Source organism: Bradyrhizobium manausense (genome assembly GCF_018130615.1).
Lineage (GTDB): Bacteria > Pseudomonadota > Alphaproteobacteria > Rhizobiales > Xanthobacteraceae > Bradyrhizobium > Bradyrhizobium manausense_A.
This window is the reverse complement of sequence record NZ_JAFCKB010000007.1, coordinates 175125-201651: the sequence shown is the minus strand read 5'-3', so window position 1 is coordinate 201651 and position 26527 is coordinate 175125. Positions and strand designations below refer to the sequence as shown.

Below are 26527 nucleotides of genomic sequence, written 5' to 3'. Positions count from 1 at the left end.
GAGTTGCACGCTATTTCGCCTTGACGCCCTGGCGGGCGCCGCCGCTCTTCGGCTGGCTGTCCCGGATCAGGCGATCGATGTGCATGCGGATGTGGGCGGCCTCGGCCGACGTGTTGGCGAGCGCGATGGCGCGATCGAAGGCGATGCGGGCTTCGTCGTTGCAGCCGAGTTGCATCAGGAAGGCGCCGCGCACACCGTAGAAATGGAAGTAGTTGGCGAGTTTCGGCGCCAGCGGCTCGATCAGGTCGAGCGCGGCTTGCGGCCCGCGCACCTTGGAGACGGCGACCGCGCGGTTGAGGGTCACCACCGGCGAAGGCTGCACAACTTCCAACGCACCGTAGAGCAGGTCGATCTGGGCCCAGTCGGTCTCCTCCGGCGTCGCCGCGCGCGCATGCAGTGCGGCGATCGCGGCCTGGATCTGGTAGGGCCCGCTGCGGCGGTGGCGCATCGCCTTGTCGATCAAGGCGAGGCCTTCCGCGATCATGGTGCGGTTCCACAGCGAGCGGTCCTGGTCGTCCAGCAGAATGAGCGAACCGTCTTCGGCAAAGCGCGCGGCGCTTCGCGCATGCTGCAACAAGATGAGCGCTGTGAGCCCCATGATCTCGGGCTCGCTCTGAAACAGCCGCAACAGCAGCCGCGCCAGCCGGATCGCCTCCTCGCAGAGCGGCTTGCGGATCTCGGCCGTGTCGCCGCTCGCAGAGTAGCCCTCGTTGAATATCAGATAGATCATCGCCGCGACGCCGGCGAGCCGCTCGGACCGCTCGACCGCGCCGGGCGCCTCGAACGGCGTCCCGGCTTCCGCGACCTTTGCCTTGGCGCGGGTGATGCGCTGCTCCATCGCGGCTTCCGAAACCAGGAAAGCGCGCGCAATCTGCTTCACGGTCAGACCCGAGACGATGCGCAACGCGAGCGCGATCTGCTGCGTCGCCGGCAATTGCGGATGACAGCAGATGAACATCAGCCGCAGAATGTCGTCGCGGTAATGCGAGCCGTCGAGCCGCTCGGCCAGCGCGCCTTCGGCGTCGTCGAGATCGGAGATCGCCTGGTCGTCCTCGGGCAGCGGCTGCTGCTTGCGGGTGCGGCGCACCTCGTCGATCGCGACATTGCGGCCGACCATGATCAGCCAGGCCGCGGGGTCGCGCGGCGGTCCGTTCTGTGGCCAAGTCTTCAGCGCACGCAGGCAGGCGTTCTGAAACGCCTCCTCGGCCGTATCGAGATCGCGGAAATAGCGTAGCAGTGCGCCAACCGCCTGAGGTCGCGCCGAGGTCAGCGCGGTCTCGATCCAGGCGGTGTCGGTGTCGCTCACGCCGAAATTCCTCCGGGCCGGAACACGCCGACCGGCCGCACCTCGTAGGCGCCGCCCGGGTTGGCCGCGCCAAGGTCGCGTGCGACGTCGAGCGCGTCGTCCAGGTTCTTGCAATCGACGATGTAGAAGCCGAGCAGTTGCTCCTTGGTCTCGGCATAGGGGCCGTCGAGCACCAGCGGCGGATCTTCCTTGCGCAAGGTCGCGGCCGCCGTGGTCGGCAGCAGGCGGGCCACCGGTCCGAGCCGCCCTTGGCTCGTGAGCTTCTCCTGCACCACGGCGAGCTTCTTCATCACGGCCTCATCCTGGTCCTTGCTCCAGGAGCCGACGAAGTCCTCGTCATGATAGCAAAGGATCGCATAAAGCATGGGCAGCACCTTCCCTGAACGCTTGTTTTGAAGACGATCCACTATGCCCCGCCCCGACACGGCTGCGGAAAAAATTTGCGAGAAAAATCCGTCGGATCGTGCCAAGGAGGGTTCTTGAAAGCGGAACCGACGAGGCACTTCGAATGACCCTGGGCACCCTGGCCGTCTTGATCAACAGCACGCAGCAGAACTGGCTGCCGGAGCGCTGGAAGGCCCGGTTCGACGCGGTCTGCGGCGGCCGCCGCGTCGCGCTGCTGCCGGATGCCGGGCTTGATCCGGCCGAAGTGCACTATGCCGCGGTGTGGAAGCCGGTGCCGGGCGATCTCGGCTCATTCCCCAATCTGCGGGCGATCTTCAATCTCGGCGCCGGCGTCGATGCGCTGATGGCGGACAAGAGCCTGCCCAACGTGCCGCTGGTGCGTGTCGCGGTGCCTGATCTGACCAACCGCATGACCGAATATGTCGTGCTGCACGTGCTGATGCATCACCGTCAGGAGCTGTACCTGCGCGACTCGCAGCGCACCAAGCGCTGGGAGCCGAAATATCAGTGGCCGGCGAGCGCAGTCACGGTCGGCGTCATGGGCTTGGGCACGTTAGGCGCCGACGCGGCCGATGTGCTGCGGCGGCTCGGCTTCCGAGTCACCGGCTGGAGCCGCAGCCCGCGCACCATCGCCGGTGTCGAGTGCTTTCACGGCAGCGCCGGAATGGATGCGTTCCTGCGCAAGACCGACATCCTGGTCTCACTGCTGCCGCTGACACCGGACACGCACGGCATCCTCAACCGCGACGTCTTTGCAAAACTCAACCGCAAGAGCCCGCTCGGCGCGCCCGTTCTGATCAATGCCGGCCGCGGCGGCCTGCAGAACGAGGCCGACATCCTGGCCTGCCTCGACGACGGCACGCTGGGCGCCGCCTCGCTCGACGTCTTCGTGCAGGAACCACAGCCCGCCGACAGCCGGTTCTGGACCCACCCCAGGGTGGTGCTGACCCCGCACAACGCCGCCGACACCGACGCGGATGCGATCTCGGCCTATGTCGCCGAGCAGATCGCGCGGTTCGAGGCGGGGGGAGCGCTGGAGAACGTGGTAGACCGCAGCAGAGGGTACTAGGATTCGGTAGCGCGCCGCTCATACGGTGTCGTCCCGGCGGAGGCCCGGACCCTTACCGCGTGATCTATCGATCGTGGTTGGTCGGAGTACCGAACGGCGATCTTCGTCAAACTACTCCCCGTGGTTATGGGTCCCGGCCTTCGCCGGGATGACCCGCGATGTTTTGGCCGATAGCCAGCATCACACAACCATCACCCCCTGTTCCGCCGGTATCCCGTTCACCCTCTCTTAGCGAGAAGTTGATAGGTGTTGTTAATCAACGCTCAACGAACGAGTCGGACATGCGGACGAGCCTCGGCCTCAGGATGCGGATCACGGTGGCACTGGCCGTGACGGCGGCAGCGACCGCGCTGATTGCCGTGCTCGGCGCGATGTGGATCATTGCGGGGATCATCGACCGCGCCGATCAGCGGGAACTGCGCAGTCATTACGATGCTTTGTTGTCGCGAATTGCCGAAGAGTCCCACCGCGCCGCCGCCATGAGCACGGTCGTGGCCGCGATGCCGGCGACGCAGGAGGCGATGGCGAAGCAGGATCGCGAGGCGCTGGTGCGCCTGTTCGGCCCGGTGTTCGCCGCTACCAAATCGGAGTACGGCGTCGAGCAGTTCCAGTTCCATACGCCGCCCGCGACATCCTTCCTGCGCGTGCACCAGCCGGCGAAGTTCGGCGACGACCTCTCGAGCTTCCGCAAGACCGTCGTCGACGCCAATCTGGAGCGCAAGGTCGTCGTCGGCCTCGAAGGCGGCGTCGCCGGGCTCGGCATCCGCGGCGTGGTGCCGATTGCGCAAGCCGGCAAGCATCTCGGCTCGGTGGAATTCGGCCTGAGCTTCGGCCAGTCCTTCCTCGACGATTTCAAGCTCAACCGCCACGTCGATATCGCCTTCCATCTCGCCGACGGCGCGGGCTTCAAGCTGTTCGGCGGCACACTGAAGGGCAAGAGCTTCTTCGAGGCAGCCGATTACGGCCGCGCCGCCGCCGGCGACTTTACGGTGCGGCAGGCGACGCTCGACACCACACCGGTCGCCGCGCTGCTCGGACCGATCAAGGACTTTTCCGGAAAGCCGCTCGGCGCCGTCGAACTGGTGATGGACAACTCCGACTACGTGGCCTCCGCCGATCGCGCCTGGCGGCTTTCGATCGGCATCGCCGCATTCGCGCTGATCCTCGCCGCCATCGTCGGCTATCTCATCGCGCGCGGAATCTCGCGGCCGATCCTCTCCATCACGAACGTCATGCGCGAGCTTGCCGAGGGCCGGCTCGACGTCGCCGTTCCCGAAAGCAAAGCGAACGACGAAGTCGGCGCCATGGTGAAGGCGGTCGCGGTATTCCGCGACAATGCCGTCAACTTCGGCAAGCTCCAGGCCGAACAGCTCGAGGCCAAGGTGCAATCCGAGGCCGAGAAGCGGCGCGCCTTTGCCGCGCTCGCTGATAATTTCGAGGCGTCCATCCGCGACGTCGTCACCACGGTGTCTTCGGCTGCGGTCGAAATGGAGCACACCGCGCGCTCGATGTCCGCCATCGTCGAGCAGTCACGACAGCAGACCCGCACGGTGTCGTCGGCCTCGGCGCTCGCCTCGGAGAACGTGCAGACGGTCGCGGCCGCGGCGGAGGAATTGTCCTCATCGATGACCGAGATCAGCCGCCGCCTCGCGCATGCGACCGAAGTGGTGGGTAAGGCCGCGAGCGATGGACAGGCGTCAAATGCGCGCGTTCAGAGCCTTGCCGATGCCGCGCAAAAAATCGGCGACGTCGTCTCCTTCATCAGCGGCATCGCCGGGCAGACCAATCTGCTGGCGCTGAATGCGACGATCGAGGCGGCGCGCGCGGGCGAAGCCGGTCGCGGCTTTGCGGTGGTAGCATCCGAGGTCAAGGCGCTCGCGACCCAGACCGCCAAGGCGACCGAAGAGATCAGCGCGCAGGTGACCGCGGTCCAGGGCGAGACCACCGGCGCGGTCGACGGCATCCAATCAATCTGCGCAACGATCCAGCAAGTCGACGAGATCTCCGCCGCGATCGCGGCAGCCGTCGGCCAGCAGGGGACGGCGACGCAGGAGATCGCGCAGAACGTCCAGCAGGCCGCCGCGCGCACCGGTGAGGTCTCGCAAAACATCGCGGGCGTCACAGACGGCATCGCGGCGACGGGCACGGCCGCGGAAGAGGTGCTGGCCTCGGCCGTTGAGCTGTCAAAACAGTCTCAGCGCCTGCGCGACGAGGTGGATCGTTTCCTCGCGCATATTCGCGCCGCCTAGGCAGGGGCGCGCGCCCCAGGTTCTTAGAAATCGACTACGACATAAGCGTCCTCGACCGTGACGGGATATCGCTCCGCCACATACGGTCCCATTACGAGATCGGAACCGGCCTCAAGCTTCACCTCGAAGCTGCGCACCCTGGTGCGGCGCGGATCGCACCAGGATTGGCCGGTCGCCATGTCGAACTCCCAGCCGTGCCAAGGACAGCGCAGGAACTCACCCCGGCGTTCCAGACGATAGTCGCCCGGGCCTGACGACTGGCTAAGGCCGGTGACCACGCCAGAGCAGATTGCAGCCCCGCCGTGCGGACAGCGGTTGAGCAGCGCATGCAGGCGCCCCTCGACATTGAACACACCAATCTCGCGGCCGTCGACGATGACGACCTTGCGCGCACCGGGCGGCAACTCGGCTGCCGGGCAGACCACATGGCGACTCATGCGAGGCGATACAATGCCAGCGCATTGTCCCTGAAGATCATGCGGCGCTGCGGCTCAGTCATCGGGAATTTGAAAGCAAAAGACGGATTGTCGTAGTCCCAATGCGGATAGTCCGATGAGTAGAGCAGCCGGTCCCAACCGATCCAATCAATGATCTCGACGATGTGGCGTGCCTGCGCCGGCTCCTCGATCGGCTGCGTCGTCCACCAGATGTGCTCGCGCAGATATTCCGAGGGACGCCGCTTGAGATGCGCGACCTCCTTGCGGAACTTGTCAAAATGCTTGTCCATGCGCCACGCCAGCGCCGGAGCCCAGCCGAAGCCGCCCTCGACCAGCACGACCTTCAGCTTCGGGAAACGCTCGAACACGCCCTCGATGATCAGGCTGCTGGCGAGGGCTTCCATGCAGGCCACGAAGACATAGTGCTCCTGCAGATAGAAGGTCGGCCAGCCAGAGCCCGTGGAAGGATGACCGCCATTGTAGCCGACCGGATGCAGCCCGATCGGCAGGCCAGCACGTTCCGCGGCCTCATAGATCGGCCAATAGCGCCGATGACCCAGCGGATCCGAAGGTCGCGACGACAGCATGATCTGCACGTAGCGGCGATCGCCGGCGCAACGTTCGATCTCGGCCACAGCCGCTTCGGGAAACTCCTGCGGCACGACGATGCCGGCACGAAGGCGCGGCTCCTCGCGCACCCAGCGATCGATCTGCCAGTCATTAGTGGCGCGCGAAAGCGCCGCCGCAAGTCCGGGATTTCGCTCCTCCATGCCCCCCTTGCTGAGCGCCATCAGCAGGCCGAACTCGACATTGACGGGATCCAGATGCTGCCTGCGCAGAAGATCGAGATCCGACCCCGCGGGACCGCCCTTCTCGGGAAGCGAATCGGCGCGCATGCCTGCGGCCATCATGCGCGGATACATCAGCCCGCTCTGCAGCGCCTGCCGCACATGGACGCCATGGGTCTCGTAGTGCTCGCGCCAGCGCGGTTCAAGATAGGGCAAGAGCTCGCCCGGCGTACGGTGAGCCGGATGGATATCGCAATCGACGACCGCGAGGGTCTGCCGCGCCTTTTGTTCGACGAAGGGTGCGTTCATCTCGCGTCCTCCTTCGCTCGCTCGGCGGCGGAGGCCGCGCCCTGCGCCAGCCGAGGATAGGTTGCGAGCGCATTGTCGACGAGAATCCTCTGCAGCGAGTCCGGCGGCAGGCCGTCAGGCAGCACGTCATCGCCGTCAAACTGCCAGTGCGGATAGTCGGTGGAGAACAGCAGCACCGCGTCGGAACCGATGCGATCGAGCGTCTGCGCGACCGCTGTCGCATCCGGCGCATCGAACGGCTGGATCGAGAAGCGCAAATGCTCCTGGATGATCGTGGACGGCCAGCGGTCCACCCAGGGCACTTCCGGCCGCGCGCCGCGCCAGGTCTTGTCGGTGCGCCACACGGTCATCGGCAGCCAGCTCACGCCGGACTCGAGCATCACGACCTTGAGGCGCGGAAAGCGGCGGAACACCCCCTCTGCGACGAGGCTGATGGTTTGGTTGGCGAAAGCCTGTGCTTGCGCGACGTAGTCCTCGAACTGATAGGACGGCCAGCCTACGATCGTCGGCGCGTACCGATAGGTGCTGCCTGCATGCACGGCGATGACAAGCGCGTGCCGTTCTGCCGCCTCGTAGAGCGGGAAGAACTCGCGCCGACCGAGCAACTTTTCGCCCATCACCGGCAGCACCACCTGCACAAAGCGCCGGTCGGGCGCGAGGCGCTCGATCTCGGCAACAGCCTGCGCCGGATCTTGCGGCGGCACCAGAATGGACCCTCGCAGCCTTGGCTCGCGATCCAGCCATTCCGCCCGCAGCCAGTCGTTCACGGCACGGCAGATCGCTGCCGCCATATCGTCATTGTAGAGCGCGATCGCGCCGTGCATCACGTTGGCGATGCCAAACTGGAGATCGAAAGCATCGAGGACATGAGTACGCAGCCTATCGAGATCGCTCGGCCCGGCCTGAGCGGTGCACCAATCGGCGCGCGCGCTGATCGGCGCATTCGGCGGATAGCTCATCATCGCGAACGACATGCGGTCGATCGCGCGGTTGGTGATCTGGTCACGCCAGTAGTCGTCGAGATACGGCAAGAGCTGCGCCATGCTCGGCATCGGCGGATGCAGGTCGCAATCGATCGCGCCTGCGAAGGGCATTTTCATCTTTCGGACTCCATCGCTTCGCGCCAACGCGTCTAGGCTGCGGCCGTTTGATCGATCTTGTGTGCGGCTGCCGTGTGCTTGCGCTGCGCGATTCCCAGCACCAGGACGCAAGCCGCCACCACCAGCGGCGGCAGAGCGGCGAGCAGGAACAGGTTTGAGAAGGGCAGATGCTGCGCGAGCAGTATCCCGGCGACCAGCGGTCCGCTGATCGAGCCGATCTTGGCGACCGACAGCGCCCAGCCGACGGCCGTGGTGCGGTTGGCGCTGGAATAGAACTGTCCGACCGAGCTGTTGAGGCCCTGGTGACCGCCCACCACGAAGAAGCCGACGCACACCATCGTCGCCAAATAGGTGCTGTCACCAAGACCGACCCAGCCGAGCGAAGCGACCAGCGGTGAAGCAATCAGCGGCACGATCGCTATGGCAATGACGCCAAAACGATCGAGCACGCGCCCGATGGTGAGACCGCCGACGGCACCGCCGAGGCTGAATACGGTCAAGCCCATGGCCGCCTGCGCGGGCGTATGCCCGGACGCCTCCGCCAGGATCGGCGTCCAGCTGTTGAGGAAGAACATCGTGATCGAGCTCGCGATGTAAGCCACCCACAGGAATGGAGTCATGATCGCAAGTCGTCCATCGAACAGCGTCGCAAGCCGTGACATTAGCCCGGTGCCGGCGCCAGCTCCGGCTGTTTCGTCGCGCAGGACGAAGCGCGTCGTCGCCTGCGCATGGAGCGAGGGCTCGATCCTGTTGAGGATGCGCGCGATTTCCGCGGGCTCGCGATTGCGGACCACCAGGAACTTGATCGACTCCGGAAGCGCGAAGTAGCAAAGCGCAGCGCCCAGCAGGGGCAGCACGCCGCCGATCCAGAACACGATGGTCCAGCCGAATTGCGGTACCAGGCCGGCAGCGATGAAGCCGCCGATGCTGCTGCCCGCGACATAGCCGACCATGATGATCGCGACCGCCGTGCCGCGATACCGGCTAGGCGCATATTCGAGGTTGAGCGCGTAGCACAGCGGCGACAAGCCGCCGATGCCGATGCCCGCGAGGAAGCGGAGCACGATCAGGCTCGTGACATCATTCGCCCACACCGTCGCCAGCGTGAAGCTGCCGAACACCAGCATCGAGGCCACGATCGACAGACGACGGCCGATGCGGTCGCCGAGCGATCCGAACACGAGGCCGCCGACGAGGATGCCGAAAATGCCTGCACTGAAGACGATCCCGAGCGCGGCCCGGTCGATGCCCCAGGCCCGGATGATCGACGGCGCGGCAAAGGCCATCGCCTGAAGATCATAACCGTCCAGGAACATCATCGTGGTGGACAGGATCAGAACCGTCAGGACCAGGCCGTTGCGGCGCTGACGCTCGATGACATCGGTGACATCGATGATGTCAGATGCACTCATGCTCATCCTCCCCTTGCCGTTCGTTTTTTGGTGACGGCTTGCGGTACCAGGAAGCCTATTTCCTTCGGGAATGGAGGAGAATATGCTATTTTGCACGATCATCTTTTCCAGGTTGGACTAAATGGCCGATAGCCTTTTGAATATGAAGGCGTTTCTGGGGACGGCGCGGGCCGGAAGCTTCTCGGAGGCGGGCCGGCAGCTTGGGGTGGCGCCATCGGTCATCACCAAGCGCGTCGGACAGCTGGAATGGTCACTGAAGGCTACGCTGTTGCGGCGGAGCACGCGGCGTCTTGCACTGACCGAAGTCGGCGAGCGCTACCTCGACAGCGTCCGCCAGATCGTGCGCGAATACGACGAGATGGCGAAAGGGATCATGCGATCCCCGAACGAGCTCGAAGGCCAGTTGCGCATCAAGGCGCCGGCGTCGCCGATGATCATCGACCTCGCGCAATTGCTGTCGTCGTTTCAGATCAAGTACCCGCGCGTGACGCTCGACGCAGTGTTGGTGGACCGCACGGTCAACCCGGTCGAGGAAGGCTTCGACATCGTGCTCACCATGATGCCGTCATCCTTCGATGGCGTGCTCGAGGAGCCCTTGCACGTCTTCGAACGCGTGCTTTGTGCGGCGCCCTCTTATCTGGCGCGGCGCGGCCATCCCCGGCACGCTCGCGATCTCGTCAATCACGATTGCATCGTGTTTTCGCCGATCGGGCCGGCCTGGACCTTCGAAGGGCGCAACGGCGTGACGACGGTTACGGTTCGGCCGCACCTCGTGACCAACAACGGCGCGCTCGTCATCGACAGCCTGTGCGCAGGCAGCGGAATAGCAATTGCTTCGCGCACAGCTGTGGCCGATCGGCTCAAGTCCGGCGCGCTTGTCGAGGTGCTCCCGCAACTCCAGGTCCCCGATCTCTGGGTCAAAGCACTTGTTCCCGCAACGCGCTCCAACCTCGCTCGCGTGCAGACACTGCTGGGCTCTCTGCGCGATGCCTTCCGGGAAGCCGCGACATTGGCGCCGGCACTCGGCCGGGAGGCATGACGCCAAAGAAGATTTAGGGCGAAGCCCTAATTCGAGGTCGTCGCCTGAGGCCTCCTGGGGTTACGTGCCCCGCGCCCGGCGCTTGGCGCACCCAAGAAGGCATCGAGGAGGCAGCTCAGGATCTTGTACCCGCGCCCACCATCACATCGATCGCGCCCTTCACGATTCCCTCCAGCTCCTTGCGCGGCACGCGCGCGCGGGAGCGGATGGCGATGGTGTGGACGGTAGCGGACGCAAGTTGCGCCAGCGCGGCAGGATCGGCGCCTGCGGGTAGCTCGCCCTTCTCCTTGGCGCGGCGGAAGCAATTCGCGAACGCCTTGTCGAGCTCCGCGAGCCCCTCCAGCACCATGGCGCGAATCTCCGGGTCGCCCACCGCTTCGGACGCCGCCGTCACCACGGTGAAGCAGCCCCGCGGGCCGGTCTCGCCGGAGAGATAGATGTTCAGCGCAGCGGCATAGATGCGTTCCAGCCGCTGACGCAACGGCATCTCTTCGCGAAAGATCTCGACCATCGATGCGCGCGCGTCCTCGCGATAGCGCTGGTAGCTCTTGATGTAGAGCTCGCGCTTGTCGCCGAAAGCGCCATAGAGGCTCGGGCGATTCATCCCGGTCGCTTCACTGAGATCGTCGAGCGAGGTCGCGGCAAAGCCTTGCCTACGGAACAAATCGAGCGCCTTGCCAAGCGCGACATCGGGCTCGTAGGTGCGCGGCCGGCCGCGGCGCTTGGGCTCGCCGCGGCGCTCGGGCTCATTGGCAGCAGCTGGCGGCTTCGATTTTTGTACCATATCGCAAATTAATCCTTGACCCAGTCCATATTATGCAACACAGTACAAAAATCAATCTGGCCAGGTTGAGCGACACCCAAAGAGGAATTGCCCAAGGAGGCTACAGATGGATCTCTATTTCTCGCCGCTCGCCTGCTCCATGGCGACGCGCGTCGCGCTCTATGAAGCCGGTGCCGAGGCGAATTATCTCGAAGTCGATCCGCCGACCAAGAAAGTGCTAAACGACGGCACCGACTTCCGCACCGTGAACCCGATCGGCCTGGTGCCGACGCTGCGTACCGACGAGGGCGTGGTGCTGACCGAGAACGCGGCGATCCTGCAATATGTCGCCGACCGCTTCCCGCAATCGGGCCTCGGCGCGGCGCAGGGCATCGATCGCACCCGGCTGCATCAATGGCTCTGCTTCATCGGCACCGAGCTGCACAAGGGCCTGTTCATCCCCGTGCTCGATCGCAAGGCGCCGCAGGAGACCAAGGCCTATGCGCTGGAGAAGAATCTGTCGCGGCTCGACTATCTCGACAACCACCTGAAGGGACGCGAGTTCCTGCTCGACCATTTCAGCGTGGCCGATGCCTATCTCGTCACGGTCATCAACTGGACCATGGCGACGCCGCCGATCGAGCTTTCGAAATGGCCGAACGTGAAGGCCTATTACGAGCGCCTGCGCCAGCGGCCGTCGGTCGCGAAGGCGATCGCGGAGGAGTTCGAGCTGTACGAGGCCGAGCAGGCGCGAAAGAAGGCGGCGGCGTAACGTCGGTTCATCAAGACATCGTCCCGGCCGATGAGACCGGGACGACTTTTTCAGCGCCTCAGCGCGTGTAGCCGTATACCGCGGCCGCGTTGTCCGACGACACCAGCCCGCTCTCGACGTCGTCCCTAACCGCGGCACGATCGCGTTCACCGGGCGCCCCTATGCCGGCGCCGCCGGGCGTATGCACCATCAGTCGGTCGTCCGGCGGCACCTGTTGAAAGCCCTTGCCGCGCAGCTTCTTGCCGGACTTGAGACCGACATAGCCGGCCTCGCCGTTCTTGCCGCCGTCGCGGCCGCGCGGCGGATGATCGATGCGATCGAACGCCGCCAGGATGTCGAACGGGGCATCGACACCGCTGCCGACCTCGATGATCTGGCCGAGGCCGCCGCGGGTGCGCCCTGCCCCGCCGGAATCGGGACGCAGCTCCTTGCGCCAGAAGATCAGCGGCGTCTGCGTCTCCGCGATCTCCACCGGCGTGCCGCGCACGCCGCTGGGATAGGCGGTCGCCGACAGTCCATCCTTGCTGAAACGCGCACCGGTACCGCCGTTGGACGTGACCGCCATCGAGAATCCGTAGTTGCCACCGACGCCGCTGCGGGTCTGCCCGCGAACGTTGAGATTCCACAGGCACGACGTGCCCTCCGCCGGCACGCGCTCGGGAATGATCTGGCGCAGGCAGCCGAACACGACGTCAGGCAGCATCTGGCCTATGATGTGGCGCGAGGCGACGGGCGCCGGCTTCGGCGCGTTGAGGATCGCGCCTGCAGGCGCCGACACCGTCAGTGGCGAGAGCGAGCCGGCATTGTTCGGAATCTGCGAGGCGACGACGCAGCCGAGGCCGAACACGGTGTAGGCCGTGGTGTAGGACAGCGGCACGTTGATGCCGAACTTGGAGGCCGCCGAGGTGCCGTCGAAATCGACGTGGATGCCTTCGTCCGAGATCGTCAGCGTGGCCGCGAGCTTGACCGGCGCGTCATAACCGTCGACCACCATGGTGTTGCGCCAGCTGCCCTTCGGCAGCTTGGCGACCTCGGACAGCACCGCTTCGCGCGAACGGTCGCAGATGTAGTCGCCGAGCTCGTCGAGCGTGTCGATGCCGAACTCGGTCATCATCTCGACCAGGCGCTCGCAGCCGACGTCGTTGCAGCCGGCCAGCGAATAGGTATCGCCCTCGGTATCGATCGGCAGACGCGTGTTGGTGCGGATCATCGCCATCAGCGTCTCGTTGACGACGCCCTGGTCGATCAGCTTCAGCATGGGAATGTAGAGCCCCTCCATGAATACGTCGGTGGCATCGGGGCCGAAGCCGATGCCGCCGATGTCCATGAGATGGCTGGTGCAGGAGAACAGCGCGACGACCTTGCCGTCCTTGAAGCAGGGCGTCGTCACCACGAAGTCGTTGAGATGGCCGGTACCCATCCAGGGATCATTGGTGATGTAGGCGTCACCCTCCTTCATCGTCTCCAACGGGAAATGGTTGATGAAGTGCTTGACCGATTCCGCCATCGAGTTGACGTGGCCGGGCGTGCCGGTCACTGCCTGTGCCAGCATCCGCCCTTTGAGGTCGAACACACCGGCCGAGAGGTCGCCGCATTCGCGCACGATCGGGCTGAACGCGGTGCGGAGCAGCACCTGCGCCTGCTCCTCGACCACGGCGATCAGCCGGTGCCACATGATCTGAAGGTCGATCAGGCTCGCGCCTTTTGCCTTGGTCATGATCAGGCCGCCTTCCGTTCCATGACGATGCTGCCGGCACCGTCGATATGCGCGTCAAAACTGTTCGAGACGAAGGTGGAGGTTTCGTCCTCGGCGATCACCGCAGGACCCGCGATCGTCGCACCCGGTGCCATGTCCTCGCGGCGATAGAGCGGAATGTCGATCACCTCGCCTGCCCTTCCGTCGAAAAACTTTCGGCTGCCGGAGGCCTTGGCTGCAGGCTTGCGCGCGACGGCCGCGACCGCAGGAGGATTGCGTGCCTCGGTTGTGGCAAGCACCGACCAGCTCAGCACCTCGATCGCTGCGCCCGGGATCGGCCGCTCGAACATCGCAGAATAGTCCGCCTCGAACTTCTGGCGCAGGCCGGCGAGATCGGCCGTGGTCAGCGGCCGGTTCGGCAGCTCGACGGTGATCTCGTGGCCCTGGCCGACGTAACGCATGAAGGCGGCGCGGCGTTCGCGCACGGGCGCTCCGGCCGCGCCGGGCTCGACCAGCGCACGCGCCTCGGTCACCATCTCCTGCAAGAGGTCGGAGACTGCCCCGGTGTCGAAATCATCGAGCCGGACGTGACGGCTGCGCACGAGCTCATAGGCGATCGGAGCTGCGAGGAATCCGACGGCCGAGCCAACGCCGGCATTCGACGGAACGATCACGCGCGACACGCCGATTTTCTCGGCGACACGCGCCGCATGCAGCGGCGCGGCACCCCCGAAGGCGATCAGCGTATGCTGGCCGACGATCTCGCCGCGCTCGACCGCGTGCACGCGCGCCGCGCTCGCCATGTTCTCGCAGACGACCTCGTGCACCGCATAGGCCGCGGTTTCCGCCGACATGCCCAGCGGCTCCCCCACGCTGCCGAGCAAAGCCTTTCTCGAAAGCTCCGGATCAAGCTTGATCGTGCCGCCTGCAAAGGCGTCGGGATCGATCATGCCGAGCGCCACGTCCGCATCCGTGACAGCCGGGCGCTGGCCACCGCGGCCGTAGCAAGCGGGCCCTGGTTCAGACGAGGCACTCTCGGGGCCGACAGTGACGCGCTTCATCGCGTCGACATGGGCGATCGAGCCGCCGCCGGCGCCGATCTCGACCATCTCGATCACGGGAATGCGCACCGGCAAACCGGAGCCTTTCAGGAAACGCGCCGCGCGATCGACTTCGAACACGCGCGAGGTCTCAGGCTGGTATTTTTCGATCAGACAGATCTTTGCAGTGGTACCGCCCATGTCGAAGGATAGCACCTTGCTCTCGCCGAGACGCGCGGCAATCTGCGCCGAGAAGATCGCGCCACCGGCAGGACCGGACTCGACGAGGCGCACCGGAAAGCGCCGCGCCGTCTCGATCGAGGTGACACCACCGCCGGAGGTCACGAGATAGATGGCGCCGCGGAACTGCTCGACCTGCAGGGCATCCGCCATGCGCGCGAGATAGCCGTCGATCAGCGGCTGGACATAGGCGTTGGCGACCGCCGTCGAGGTCCGCTCATATTCGCGGATCTCCGGGCACACGGCCGACGAAACAGTTACGGAGATGCCCGGCAACTCCTCACTGATGATCGCGGCCGCGCGGCGCTCGTGCTCGGGGTTGGCATAGGAGTGAAGGAAGGCAATCGCGACGCTCTCGATTTTCAGCTCCCGCAATTTCGGCGCGAGCGCGCGCACCGCCGCTTCGTCGAGCGGGAGGCGGACGGCACCGTGCGCATCGACGCGCTCGGGCACGGTGAAGCGGAGGCTGCGTGGCGCCAGCGGCTTCGGCTTGTCGATTGTGAGATCATACTGGTCGTAACGGCTCTCGGTGCCGATATCGAGCACGTCGCGAAAACCGTCCGTCGCAATCAGCGCAGTCTTGGCGCCGCGGCGCTCGATGATGGCGTTGGTCGCAAGCGTAGTGCCGTGAATGAAGACGTCGATGTCGCTGATATGCGCGCGTGCGTCCGTGAGAATGAGACGCATCCCATCCAGCACCGCCTGCTCGGGACGCTGCGGCGTCGTCAGGACCTTGCGGGTTTTGCGCACTGCGCCAACGTCCAGCACAATGTCGGTGAACGTGCCACCGATATCAACGGCAAGCCGCACCTCGGCTCCCTCAAGCATTCCAGAATTCTCCGTGCTGATCGTCAAGACTCAGGGCGAAAACGCAGCAATTTCCATGCCATGGACGACGAGGACGGCACCGCGCCCGGCTATTCTGCTTGGCACCTATGCAATAGGCAAGGCGTGTTCGCCGCCAGCGCGGTCAGAGCAGGAATGCAAGCGCTGCTTCGCAGCGCTCCTCGACCTTGAGGGTCAGAAGATCATCGGCGCGAGTACGCCCGAGATTGACGGCGGCAATGGGGATCTGCCGGCGCACCGCCGCTTGCACGAAGCGAAAGCCGGAATAGACCATCAGCGACGAACCGACGATCAGCATGGCATCGGCCTGCGACAGATGGTCCTGCGCGGTCGCGACCACGTCGCGTGGGACGTTCTCCCCGAAAAACACGACGTCAGGCTTGAGAATGCCGCCGCAGGCTTCGCAAGCCGGCACCCTGAACGACGAGAAATCCGCATGCTCCAGATCGGCATCGCCATCGGGCGCATCAGCGGCGTCGAGCGTCAGCCATTCCGAATTGGCACGGCCGAGCGCATCCTGGTATTCGTTGCGCGGCGTCTTGCGGCCACAACCCATGCAACAAACCAGGTCGAGCCGCCCGTGCAAATCGATCACCTGCCGGTGGCCCGCAGATTGATGCAGCCGGTCGACATTCTGGGTAAGCAGCATCTCGCAGCGGCCGCCGGCCTCGAGCCGGGCCAGCGCGCGATGCGCATCGTTCGGCTTCGCCTGGCCGAACCGCCGCCAGCCGATCAGGCTGCGCGCCCAGTAGCGCTGGCGGGTATGCTCCTCCGACATGAAGGCCTGGAAGTTGACCGGCTGGGTCCGCTTCCAATTGCCATGGCTGTCGCGGTAGTCGGGAATGCCCGAATTGGTGCTGCAGCCCGCGCCGGTCAGCACGAACAGTTTTTCGTGCCGGCCGACGAAATCCTGGAGGAGAGGGTTTGCCGCCGGAGAGTATGCCATGGCGCAGATGTAGTCTGCGTCGCGGCATTTTGCCAGATCACACCCGCGCCGACGGCTCGAACCCGCCGATCAGCTTGACGAGCTCGCTCTGCCGCGCCGTCCCGGTCTTGCGGAAGACGTTGTGGAGATGGGTCTTGACGGTGGCCTGCGTCAAGCCGAGCAGCTCGGCGAGCGCCCTCACTCCGCTCACCTTCATCACGGCGTCGATCACCCGGATTTCGCTCGCCGTAAGCTTGTAGAGCTTGGCGAGCGCCTCCAGCGGAGGCGGACTTGCAGGCGAAGATCTGCTCATGAAGACCGCGGCCACGGCGGAATGCAGCTCACCGGTGCGCTGCCGGTCGCCCGAAGTCAGCGGCAGCACATTGGCCAGCCAGCGGCCGAGAGGCGTCGAGATCAGAATCGGACCGCCCGCTCCGACCGCGCTGTCGCCGTTCTCGGCGGCAAGAAGCGCATCGCGCAGCGCACGTTGCACTTCGGGCGCCGTTGCAGCCAACGCTCCGTTCCGTTGCGTCAGGAGCGTGCTCTCATCCAGCATGAGGCGGCCCGGCGCGTTGGCAAAGGCGAGGCGGGCGCCGGGACCGACCAGGAAGACGGCCGCCGATACATTGTCGAGCGTCTGGGTCAGAATCGCCTGCGACGCTTTGCTCTGGTCGAACAATCGTCCAATTGAGACCGCGCGCTGGAAATGCGGGACGATCAGCCCGAGACGACGGCGGTCATCGGCATCGGCGAGGCCGTCCTTCTCGTGCATTCGGACGGCAAGGACTGAGGCGCTCGTCGCACTTTTCTCCAGGTTCGCTCCGAGAGCATCGATGATGCCCTGCGGCTTCATCCACTCCCTGTAGAACCGCGTCTCCACGATTTCCTCGAAGGGAATAAGGTCGGTGGATCCCCACACGAGACCGGCCTCGATGAACGCGCCGGCGGGAAAACAGGGATTGAGCGGCAGATATTTTTCGAAATAGAGCTTCGTGTAGTGTGGATCCTCATTGAACATATGGAGCGCCGCGGATTGCTCCGTAGCCGCATCGTGCCAAAACAGGCTTCCGGAGGAGCCGCCGACGAACAGGCAGGCCTGCGCCAGCGCGCGCGGCCACAGGGTGGGATCGAGCGCGGCGTCGTAGACGAGGCCGATCAGCTCTGACAGCAAAGCGGCTTCAGAGCTCACGGCCGACCTTCATTATTCCAAACGGCATGCGGGGCATTTGCGCCTTCGAAGACCACTGTATTAGACCGCAAGGACTGTGAGACAGGAGGCCAGATCGCACATCAACCGTTCGGCTGAGATCACCCGGCTCCGCGGCGCCGGGCTCAGACTGCGTCGCTGGGAATCAGCTCGCCCAGTTCTCGCGGAACTCGGGGAACAGCGTCAGGCCTCCGCAGGCATAGATGGTCTGCCCGGTGATATAGCTGGCATCATCGGAAGCGAGGAAAGCAAACACCGCGGCGATTTCTTCCGGCGAGCCGACACGGCCGAGCGGAATGTGGCTGGTGACGACGCCGCGCATGTCTGCATCGCCGGTCCAGGCCGCGTTGATCGGCGTGTCGATCGCGCCGGGACCGACCGCATTGACGCGAATGCCGCGGCTGGCGAACTCCAGCGCCAGCGTGCGGGTCAGGTTGGCCATGCCGCCCTTGCTGATCGAATAGGCGAGATAGCCGGGCTTCGGGATGATCTGATGGACGCTGGAGCAGTTGATGATGCTGCCACCTCCGCCGCGGGTGACGAAATGCGCGAGCGCCCTCTGTGCGCAAAGCACGGCGCCGCTGAGATTGACGTCGATGATGCGACGGTATGTTTCGATGTCGAGCGCCTCGCTCGGCGATTCCCGCTGGAAGCCGGCATTGTTGACGAGACAGTCGAGGCGCTTCCAGCGCGCCAGGATCGTCTCGAACATCGCAGCGACCTCCTGTTCATTGCTGACGTCGGCCTTGACGATGACATGGTCGAGCCTGCCATGGCCACGATCGCTCGATCCTGTCCTGGCAAGCGCAAGCGTCTCCTCCGCCTTCTCGGGATGATCGACGTAATTGATGGCGACAGTCGCACCTTCCTGGGCGAGCCTGATCGCGACGGCACGGCCGATGCCCTGGGAGGCACCGGTCACGAGGGCATGTCGGCCGACGAGGCGTGACGGAAAGGCGAGCGAGAGTTCAGTCTGTGGCATGAGTTTTCTCCGGGATGCCTCATCATGGATGGAACCGAGATTTTGTTCCATCCCGCTGGCGCATCGCTGGGATTCATTCCGCGCGGCGCGCGAGCGGGGAGGTGAGGAGCTGATACAGGATGATCGCGCCAAAGGTCGCGGTGCCGATTCCGCCAATCGTGAACGCACCGAATTTGAGCGTGAGATCGCCGGCACCCGCGGTCAGCGCCACGGCGACGGTGATCAGATTTGCGGGACTGGCAAAGTCGACCTTGTTCTCGACCCAGATCCGGCCCGCCATCGCCGCGATCAAACCGAACAGCACGATCGAAAGGCCGCCGATGACGGGCCCGGGGATCGAGAGGATGAGCGCGCCGAATTTCGGCGAGAAGCCGAGCAGGATCGACACCGTGGCAGCGAAGGCAAACAGCAGGGTCGAATAGACCTTCGTCGCCGCCATGACCCCGATGTTCTCGGCATAAGTGGTGACGCCGGTGCCGCCGCCGCAGGCCGCCACGATGGTCGCGAGGCTGTCGGCGAACAAGGCGCGGCCGAGATAGGCATCGAGGCTCCGGCCCGTCATCGCGCCGACGGCCTTGATATGCCCGAGATTCTCGGCGACGAGGATGACCGCAACCGGCGCGATCAGAAAGATTGCGTCGGCGTGGAAGGTCGGCGTCGTGAAGTTCGGCAGGCCGAACCACGGCGCGGCCGAGAGTTGCGCGAAGTCGATCGGCTTGCCGAAGCCGAGGCCGTTCGCGAACAGCAGGTACAAGAGATATCCGCCGATCGCGCCGAGAATGATCGGCAGCCGGCGCCACAGGCCGGGAGCGGCGACGGCGACAACACCGATGATCAGGACGGTCGCGAGCCCTATTCCGGTGTCGAATCCATTTGCACTCACCGCCTTGACCGCAACAGGTGCGAGGTTGAGACCGATCGCGGCAACCACGGCGCCCGTGACGGCCGGCGGCATCAAGCGCTCGACCCAACCGATCCCCGACCACATCACGACCAGCGCGATCACGCCGTACAGCACTCCGGCGCCGACAATGCCGCCGAGCGCAACAGAGATGTTGGGATTCGGCCCCTGCCCGGCGTAACCGGTGGCGGCGAGGACGACGGCGATGAACGCAAAGCTCGAGCCGAGATAGCTCGGCACGCGTCCCGCGACGATGACGAAGAAGATCAGCGTGCCGATGCCGGAAAACAGGACCGCGACATTGGGATCGAACCCCATCAGCAGCGGCGCGATGATCGTTGATCCCGACATCGCGACGCAATGCTGGAGACCGGAGACGATGGTCTGGCCCCATGACAGCCGCTCCTCGGGCATGATCACGCCCGAGGTCTTGAGCTTCCAATGCGGAAAATAGCTCTGCGCCTGCTCGTCCGCGCCCGTTGCGTTCGACATATTCCCCCCTTTGCAGCGCAGCGATCGAACTTCGTGCGATCCGACAAAAATGTGATTGTTGCTTATGCTGCGATCATCACATGATGTAAATCGGGCAAGATCAATGCGCGCCGAGACTTAGCTTATGACACAGATCGCGATCCAGCCAGCCGCCCGCCGCCGGCACCAGTCCTGGTACAAGATTCTCTATGTCCAGGTGCTGATCGCGATCGCGCTCGGAGTGCTGATCGGCTACTTCTATCCGGATCTCGGCAAGGCGCTGAAGCCGCTCGGCGACGGCTTCATAGCACTGATCAAGATGATGATCGCGCCGGTGATCTTCTGCACCGTGGTGCACGGTATCTCGTCGATGGGCGACCTCAAGCGCGTCGGCCGGGTCGGGCTGAAGTCGCTGATCTATTTCGAGACGGTCTCGACGGTGGCGCTGGCGGTCGGCCTCCTGGTCGGCGAGGTGCTCCAGCCCGGGCACGGCTTCAACATCGACCCGGCCACGATCGATCCGAAGTCGGTGGCGACTTACGTCACCAAGGCCAAGGAGGACGGCATCGTCGCCCACCTGATGGGAATTATTCCCGACAGCTATTTTGGTGCGATCGCGCGCGGCGACCTGCTCCAGGTGCTCCTGGTTTCGATCCTCTCCGGCTTCGCCATCGCCTTCCTCGGCAAGGCCGGCGAGCCGATCGCGGAGGCCGTCGACAAGGCGGCCAAGATGTTCTTCGGCATCATCCGCATCATCGTGCGCGTGGCACCGATCGGTGCGTTCGGCGCGATGGCGTTCACCGTCGGCGCCTACGGCCTCGGCTCGCTGCTCAACCTCGCCGCCCTGATCGGCACGTTCTATCTCACCAGCATCCTGTTCGTGCTGATCGTGCTGGGCGCGATCGCCCGCCTCGCCGGCTTCTCGATCCTGCGCTTCATCGCCTACATCAAGGACGAACTGCTGATCGTGCTCGGCACCTCGTCGTCCGAGACGGTGCTGCCGCAGATGATCCAGAAGATGGAGCGTCTCGGCGCCTCGCGCTCGGTGGTCGGCCTCGTCATCCCGACCGGCTACAGCTTCAACCTCGACGGCACCAACATCTACATGACGCTGGCGACGCTGTTCCTGGCGCAGGCGACCAACACGCACCTCACGATCTGGCAGGAGCTCGGGATTCTGGGCATCGCCATGATCACGTCGAAGGGCGCCTCCGGCGTAACCGGCGCCGGCTTCATCACGCTGGCCGCGACGCTCTCGATCGTTCCTGATATCCCGATCCAGTCGATCGCGATCCTGGTCGGCATCGACAAGTTCATGAGCGAGTGCCGTGCGCTGACCAATTTGATCGGCAACGGCGTCGCCTGTGTCGTCATCAGCATCTCCGAAGGCGAGCTCGATCGCGAAGCGCTGCACGAGACCCTGGCGCATCCGCTGGAGATCGGCGAAGCGCTGGAGCCTGGCGGCAGCGCGTAACGATGGCCGCACGTCGTCGCAGCGTGGTTCCAACGCGGTAGTTTCCCGGAGTAGTAAATTGGTGAGGCACGCGTCACAACAATGACGTTGGGATCACCGATTGATATTCATCCATTCCACCCGGCGCGCTGGGGGCAGAGCGTCGGGTTTTTGAGCCTTACACGAACGACGCGGCGGGATCAGGTGATCCCGCCATTGGCGCGCAGCACGGCGTCGCTGAGATCGAGCCGCCGCGTGATCCCGATGGTCTGCAAGAACGTCTCGTCATGACTGACGACAAGCAGAGCGCCGTCATAGGCGCTCAAGCCTGCTTCGACGGCTGCGATGGATTCGAGGTCCAGATGATTGGTCGGCTCGTCCAGGATCAGAAGTGACGGCGGCGTCGATCCACCCAGCACGCAGGCAAGCCCCGCGCGAAACAGCTCCCCTCCGCTCAGGCTGGCGACGATCTGTAAGGCCGCATCGGCGCGAAACATGAAGCGCGCCAGGGCGGCATGGCATTCATTCGCGCCGGCTCTTGGATTGAGGCGTTCGAAATTATGGAGGATCGAGATCGCGGGATCGAGCAGGCTGACCTTCTGGTCGAACAGCGCGAAGTCCGGCCTGACCCGCACGGTGCCCGCAACGGGGCGGAGCTCGCCCGCGACGAGCTTCAGCAGCGTCGTCTTGCCGGAGCCATTGGACCCGACAATCGCGACGCGCTCCGGACCGACAATCGTGAGCGACAGATCACGCAACACCGGCCGCTCGGGCTGATAGATGGCACTGACGCGATCGAGCCGGACGACTTCCCTCCCCGCCGGCAGCTGCGTCGAGGGCAGCTTTACGGATAGCGGCTGAAGGATCTCGATGCGCCGGCGAGCGGTGTCGACCGCATCGACCGCCTCCGCGCGCCGCCTCTCGGTGATCTGCGCGGTCTTGCCGCCGCTGTCTTCGCTGCGATCCTTACGCGCGCCCGCCAGAATACGCGGCATGTCGCCCCTGGCGCCCTTCTTCCTGCCGCCGCTGTCCTTGCGGGCCTTGCGTTCGGCCGCCTCCTGCGCTTTGCCGTCGATCTCGAACAGATGTTTCTCGGCATGCGCGAGGTCATGCCTGACGGCGGCGAGCTCGACAGCCTTCTGCGCGCGATAGCTGCTCCAATGACCGCCATAGCGCGTGGCTCCGAGCGAAGTCAGCTCGACAATGGCGTCCATGGTCTCGAGCAAAGACCGGTCGTGGCTGACGACGATCGCGCCGCCGCGCCAGCTCGCCAGCAGATTGATCACGGCACGGCGCCCGTCCCGATCGAGATTGTTGGTGGGTTCATCCAGCAGCAGAAAGTCAGGCTCCGCAAAGAGCAGTGCGGCGAGACGAACGCGGGTCACCTGCCCGCCCGACAGGCGGTCCAATGCGGTGTCGGGCGCGATATCGAAGCCGACGCGGGCAAGGGCGGATGCCAGCCGCGTCTCGAGGGTCCAGTCGACCTCGGCAATTTCATCTGCCGAGGCTTCGCCGCGCACAGCACGGCGGAGCACGTTCAGTGCATCACGCGCGCCGAAGAGGTCGACGACCGTCGCATCCGGACGAAGTTGAGCGTCCTGGCGCAGGAGCCCGACGGTTCCATTGACAATCACGCGCCCCGACCGCGGAACATGCTCGCCCGTGATTGCGGCAAGCAGCGTTGTCTTCCCGACGCCGTTGCGGCCGACGAGGCCGGCGCGTTCCGCGCCGAAGGTCAGATCGATGTTGGAGAGAAGCGAGCGGCCGTCAGGTGTGGACAGCGACAGGCGCGACAGGATAATCGAAGCAGGCATGGAATTCCCCGTGAGCAAAGCGAGTGGGCGTTGCGGTCGGGGGTAAAATCCATGGCTGTAAGTATCCTGATTGAGAACTGTTAATTAGCCCTGCTGAGGTTGGAGATCAAGCCGCACCTGGCGCAAACGGCAGCTACGCGGCCAGCCTGTCGAATTGAACCTTGCCCGCCTTCATCACTAGCGGAATGTGCTCGCCCTGACCGAGCAGACACGTAACGTCGCGCAGTGGATTGCCATCGACGACCAGCAGATCCGCAAGAGCGTCGGGCACGATCCGGCCGAGCTTGCCCTGCATGCCGAGCACTTCGGCACCGATCAATGTCGCGCTAGTGATGACCTCGCGCGCGCCGAGAATTTCCGCGCGAATGCGGAATTCATCGCTCTGGAGCCGCTGCGACGGTCCAAGCAGATCGCTGCCGTAGCCCATCTTCACCCCGGCCTTGCGATAGATCTCGAGCGAGCGCAGGCCGGCATCGCGGACGTCGGCGATCTTGGCGACGCTTTCCGGCGGCAGGCCGTATTGTGCCCCCTCATTGGCGAGAGCCTCATAGGTCACGAGCGTCGGGACCACATAGGCGCCCTTCTCGGCCATCAGCCGCGCGGCCGCCTCGTCGACGAGATTGCCGTGCTCGATGGTGCGCACCCCGCAGCGGACCGCGCGCGCGATCGCCGCTGCAGTATAGGCGTGGGCGAGCACATAGGTCTGGCGGCCCTGCGCTTCCTCGACGATGGCGCGAATCTCGTCCTCGGAGTAGCCGAAGGCGCCGACCGGATCGGTCGGAGAGGCGACGCCGCCGGACGCCATGATCTTGATCTGGTCGGCGCCCATCTGCAGCTCCTCGCGCACCGCCCTGCGCACGCCGTCGACACCGTCGGCAACACGCGCCAGCGCACCGACGCGCACGCAGCAGGGACACGTCGTGTCGCTGGCGAGATAATCCGAGCGCGCCCGCATGTCGCCATGCCCGCCGGTCTGGCTGAGCGCGCGGCCGGACACGAACAGCCGCGGGCCGTCGGTCAGGCCGGTCTCGATGGCCTGCTTCATCGCATGGCCGGCGCCGCCGGCATCGCGGACGGTCGTAAAGCCTCGCCGCAGCATGCCGCGCAGCAGTAGCGTCGAGCGCAGCGTCACCAGCACGTTGGGAATGTGGACCTGCTGCGCCAGGTTGAGCTCGATGGCGATGGTGTGCACGTGAAGGTCGATCAGGCCGGGCATCAGCGTCTTGCCCTCCAGATCGATGGTTCGATCAGCGGTGACCTTGATCGGCCGGTCCGAGACCTCCTTGATCAGATTGTCCTCGACCAGCACGTCATGGTCCGTCAACAATTCCGGCTGGAGCGGGTCAAGCAGAGCGGCATTCTTGAAGAGGATGCTGGGCATGGTGGTTTCCTCTCAGAGAGCCGGCGCAAGGAGTGCCGGCAATGTCATCTGGGCAAAGGGGAGACAGGCGGCGACGTCGTCCTCGTCATACCAGCCCGCCTCGTGCAGCAGATTGAGTGAACCAAGCGTGCGTCCTCGCCAGCGCACGGGCATGTTGAGCACGCTGGCGCAGCCAAGCGAGGCAATCAGTTCGTGATCAGAAAATACGCTGCGCAAATCGTCCTGCGTGCGGCCGATATAGGCTTCGCCGCGGTCAAGCACGGCTTCTGTCCACGGTCCCGGCGCCAGGCGCTTGCGTCCGCCCGTGGGATAGGAGCCGGGAAGATTGGAATAGATCCGCGCGGCCTCACCGGCCTCGCCGTCATAAGTCAGGATCGTGAACAGCTTGTGCCCAATCGCCGACTTGAGGGCCCGGTCGAGCGCTGCAAACAGCGCGCCCGGCTGGTCCACCTTGCTCTGCGCCGCCGCGACGGCACAGAGCCCCGGATCGGCCTTGGCTTTGGTCCGCGTCATGCAACCTCACCCGTCGCAATCTCTTCCAGAGAACGACCCCGCGTCGGCACGCCCATCAAGACGACGGTGACAGCTCCCAACAGCAGCACCGTGGTGGTGACGCCGAACACGCCGGCGAAGCCGAAATTGGGATAGAGGTAGCCGACCAGGATTGGCGACACGATGGCACCGATGCGACCGATCGCCGAAGCAAGCCCGGCACCGGTGGTCCGGATCGGTGTCGGGAACACCTCGGCAGTGTAGGCATAGACGCCCGCATAGGTGCCGTTCATGAACAGCGACAACAGAATTCCCGCCAGTATGATGTGCTGATCCGTCTGGGCGAAGGCGAGGCCAAGCGCGCTGATGCCGCCGAGCACCATATAGGTCGCAATGGTCGCCTGCCGGCCGATACGCTCGTTGAAATACGCCGCGCTGAAATAGCCGGGGATCTGCGCGCAATAGATTGCGATCGAATAGCCGAAGCTCTTGGTGATGCTCATGCCGTTCTGGACCAGAAGGCCGGGAATCCAGACGAAGAAGGAATAATAGCTGAAGGTGATCGCGAGCCACATGATCCAGGTCATGATGGTGATGCGTGCCTGACGTGCGGCCAAAAGTGCGGCGAAATTGGCAAGCAGCGTTCCGCCGGTGCCGGTGGGCGCCGCGGCTTCGACGACCGGCGGCGGCAACACACGGCCCTCGCGGGCAAAGCCTGCCTCGATTCGATCCAGCACGGCTTCAGCTTCCTTCTCCCGCCCGCGGCTTTCGAGCCAGCGCGGCGATTCCGGCAGCGCCCGCCGCCACCACAGCAGCATGACGACCGGCACGGCCGTGATCACGAGCACGATGCGCCAGCCATTATCGTAGGAGGGCACGATGAAGTAGCCGAGCAGGGCCGCCGCCACAAAGCCGAAGGAGAAGAAGCCGGCCAGGGCACCGGTGAAGCTGCCGCGGTAACGCCGCGCCACGAACTCCGCGAGATAGGGCGCGATAATCGCGCTCTCGGCACCGGTCCCCATACCAGCGATGATGCGAGCGACAAAGAACGACGACCATGTATCGACCATCGCGCTGACGATGGATGCCACGCAGTAGAGAGCCAGGGCCGACATCATCACCGCACGCCGCCCGATCAGGTCACCGAGCGTGCCGGCAAACAGGGCGCCAAAGAGAAAGCCGATATAGGTGCTGCTGCCGAGCACACCGATCTCGACGCTCGACAGATTCCACGCCGTGCGCAACACGGGCAGGATGAACGCCAGCACCGCCGCGTCCATCGCGTCGAACATGTAGCCGAGCCCGCCCATCAGCAGCAGGTGCTTGTGGAAGCGTGCAAACGGAAGGCGCTCGATGCGCGCCGAGATCATTGACATGAAAATCCCCCTTGAATGCGGTACGCCGCGCCTCGCTCGGGAGGGAACCATAGA

22 protein-coding genes are annotated in these 26527 nt (G+C 64.9%); 5 read left to right on the top strand and 17 right to left on the bottom strand.

All coding sequences use genetic code 11. The features are described from left to right. Positions 1-10 precede the first annotated feature (10 nt). On the bottom strand, positions 11-1306 hold the full coding sequence (locus JQ587_RS16080; RefSeq protein ID WP_212298255.1) for an RNA polymerase sigma factor: 1296 nt from the start codon (positions 1304-1306) through the stop codon (positions 11-13). After that, the gene (locus JQ587_RS16075) at positions 1303-1671 is read right to left on the bottom strand and encodes a YciI family protein (protein ID WP_194466203.1); all 369 of its coding nucleotides are present in this window, start codon (positions 1669-1671) and stop codon (positions 1303-1305) included. Before JQ587_RS16075 ends, JQ587_RS16080 begins: the two co-directional genes overlap by 4 nt. A 143-nt stretch (positions 1672-1814) precedes the next feature. Between JQ587_RS16075 and JQ587_RS16070 the strand changes: the two genes are divergently transcribed. Together JQ587_RS16070 and JQ587_RS16065 are read left to right on the top strand one after the other, a co-directional pair. Next, complete coding sequence (locus JQ587_RS16070; RefSeq protein ID WP_212425917.1) at positions 1815-2780, top strand: 2-hydroxyacid dehydrogenase; 966 nt, start codon at positions 1815-1817, stop codon at positions 2778-2780. A gap of 281 nt (positions 2781-3061) precedes the next feature. After that, entirely contained in the window at positions 3062-5029 is a 1968-nt protein-coding gene (locus JQ587_RS16065; RefSeq protein ID WP_212425916.1) for a methyl-accepting chemotaxis protein, read from the top strand. 23 nt (positions 5030-5052) lie between these two features. On the opposite strand, the gene JQ587_RS16060 is transcribed toward JQ587_RS16065, so the two are convergent. From JQ587_RS16060 to JQ587_RS16045, 4 genes are read right to left on the bottom strand one after another with little or no spacing between them, the layout of a single operon-like run. Next, positions 5053-5466, bottom strand: a complete 414-nt coding sequence (locus JQ587_RS16060; protein WP_212425915.1) for a Rieske (2Fe-2S) protein — start codon at positions 5464-5466, stop codon at positions 5053-5055. Further along, positions 5463-6563 carry an amidohydrolase family protein gene (locus tag JQ587_RS16055; RefSeq protein WP_212425914.1) on the bottom strand — a complete coding sequence of 367 codons (1101 nt, stop codon included), beginning with the start codon at positions 6561-6563 and terminating at the stop codon, positions 5463-5465. The genes JQ587_RS16060 and JQ587_RS16055 overlap by 4 nt, the downstream gene beginning before the upstream one ends. Further along, on the bottom strand, positions 6560-7663 hold the full coding sequence (locus JQ587_RS16050) for an amidohydrolase family protein (RefSeq protein WP_212425913.1): 1104 nt from the start codon (positions 7661-7663) through the stop codon (positions 6560-6562). Before JQ587_RS16050 ends, JQ587_RS16055 begins: the two co-directional genes overlap by 4 nt. Before the next feature lie 32 nt (positions 7664-7695). Further along, positions 7696-9075: an MFS transporter gene (locus JQ587_RS16045; RefSeq protein ID WP_212425912.1), complete on the bottom strand. Its 1380-nt coding sequence runs from the start codon at positions 9073-9075 to the stop codon at positions 7696-7698. A 121-nt stretch (positions 9076-9196) separates the two neighbouring features. Here JQ587_RS16045 and JQ587_RS16040 point away from each other — a divergent pair, with 121 nt between their 5' ends. Next, positions 9197-10114: a LysR family transcriptional regulator gene (locus tag JQ587_RS16040; RefSeq protein ID WP_212425911.1), complete on the top strand. Its 918-nt coding sequence runs from the start codon at positions 9197-9199 to the stop codon at positions 10112-10114. Between the two features lie 115 nt (positions 10115-10229). On the opposite strand, the gene JQ587_RS16035 is transcribed toward JQ587_RS16040, so the two are convergent. Further along, complete coding sequence (locus JQ587_RS16035; protein ID WP_212425910.1) at positions 10230-10898, bottom strand: TetR/AcrR family transcriptional regulator; 669 nt, start codon at positions 10896-10898, stop codon at positions 10230-10232. A 106-nt stretch (positions 10899-11004) separates the two neighbouring features. Between JQ587_RS16035 and JQ587_RS16030 the strand changes: the two genes are divergently transcribed. Next, positions 11005-11649, top strand: a complete 645-nt coding sequence (locus JQ587_RS16030; protein ID WP_212425909.1) for a glutathione binding-like protein — start codon at positions 11005-11007, stop codon at positions 11647-11649. Between the two features lie 58 nt (positions 11650-11707). On the opposite strand, the gene JQ587_RS16025 is transcribed toward JQ587_RS16030, so the two are convergent. From JQ587_RS16025 to JQ587_RS16000, 6 genes are all read right to left on the bottom strand, one after another. Continuing rightward, positions 11708-13366, bottom strand: a complete 1659-nt coding sequence (locus JQ587_RS16025) for a hydantoinase B/oxoprolinase family protein (RefSeq protein WP_212425908.1) — start codon at positions 13364-13366, stop codon at positions 11708-11710. Between the two features lie 2 nt (positions 13367-13368). Continuing rightward, on the bottom strand, positions 13369-15453 hold the full coding sequence (locus JQ587_RS16020) for a hydantoinase/oxoprolinase family protein (RefSeq protein ID WP_212425907.1): 2085 nt from the start codon (positions 15451-15453) through the stop codon (positions 13369-13371). Between the two features lie 142 nt (positions 15454-15595). Then, a complete protein-coding gene (locus JQ587_RS16015; RefSeq protein WP_212425906.1) occupies positions 15596-16417 on the bottom strand; it encodes an NAD-dependent protein deacetylase in 822 nt (273 codons plus the stop codon). 37 nt (positions 16418-16454) lie between these two features. After that, positions 16455-17585: a helix-turn-helix transcriptional regulator gene (locus tag JQ587_RS16010; protein WP_212425905.1), complete on the bottom strand. Its 1131-nt coding sequence runs from the start codon at positions 17583-17585 to the stop codon at positions 16455-16457. 163 nt (positions 17586-17748) lie between these two features. Beyond that, positions 17749-18585: an SDR family oxidoreductase gene (locus JQ587_RS16005; protein ID WP_212425904.1), complete on the bottom strand. Its 837-nt coding sequence runs from the start codon at positions 18583-18585 to the stop codon at positions 17749-17751. Positions 18586-18658: 73 nt separating this feature from the next. Continuing rightward, on the bottom strand, positions 18659-19978 hold the full coding sequence (locus JQ587_RS16000; RefSeq protein ID WP_212425903.1) for a solute carrier family 23 protein: 1320 nt from the start codon (positions 19976-19978) through the stop codon (positions 18659-18661). A 124-nt stretch (positions 19979-20102) separates the two neighbouring features. On the opposite strand from JQ587_RS16000, the gene JQ587_RS15995 reads away from it, so the two are divergent. Beyond that, positions 20103-21431 carry a dicarboxylate/amino acid:cation symporter gene (locus JQ587_RS15995; protein ID WP_212425902.1) on the top strand — a complete coding sequence of 443 codons (1329 nt, stop codon included), beginning with the start codon at positions 20103-20105 and terminating at the stop codon, positions 21429-21431. Positions 21432-21610: 179 nt separating this feature from the next. On the opposite strand, the gene JQ587_RS15990 is transcribed toward JQ587_RS15995, so the two are convergent. From JQ587_RS15990 to JQ587_RS15975, 4 genes are all read right to left on the bottom strand, one after another. After that, complete coding sequence (locus JQ587_RS15990) at positions 21611-23224, bottom strand: ABC-F family ATP-binding cassette domain-containing protein (protein ID WP_212425901.1); 1614 nt, start codon at positions 23222-23224, stop codon at positions 21611-21613. 133 nt (positions 23225-23357) lie between these two features. Beyond that, complete coding sequence (locus JQ587_RS15985) at positions 23358-24605, bottom strand: metal-dependent hydrolase family protein (protein ID WP_212425900.1); 1248 nt, start codon at positions 24603-24605, stop codon at positions 23358-23360. Between the two features lie 12 nt (positions 24606-24617). Continuing rightward, positions 24618-25118: a GAF domain-containing protein gene (locus JQ587_RS15980; RefSeq protein ID WP_212425899.1), complete on the bottom strand. Its 501-nt coding sequence runs from the start codon at positions 25116-25118 to the stop codon at positions 24618-24620. Next, entirely contained in the window at positions 25115-26473 is a 1359-nt protein-coding gene (locus JQ587_RS15975) for an MFS transporter (protein WP_212425898.1), read from the bottom strand. The genes JQ587_RS15980 and JQ587_RS15975 overlap by 4 nt, the downstream gene beginning before the upstream one ends. Positions 26474-26527 lie beyond the last annotated feature (54 nt).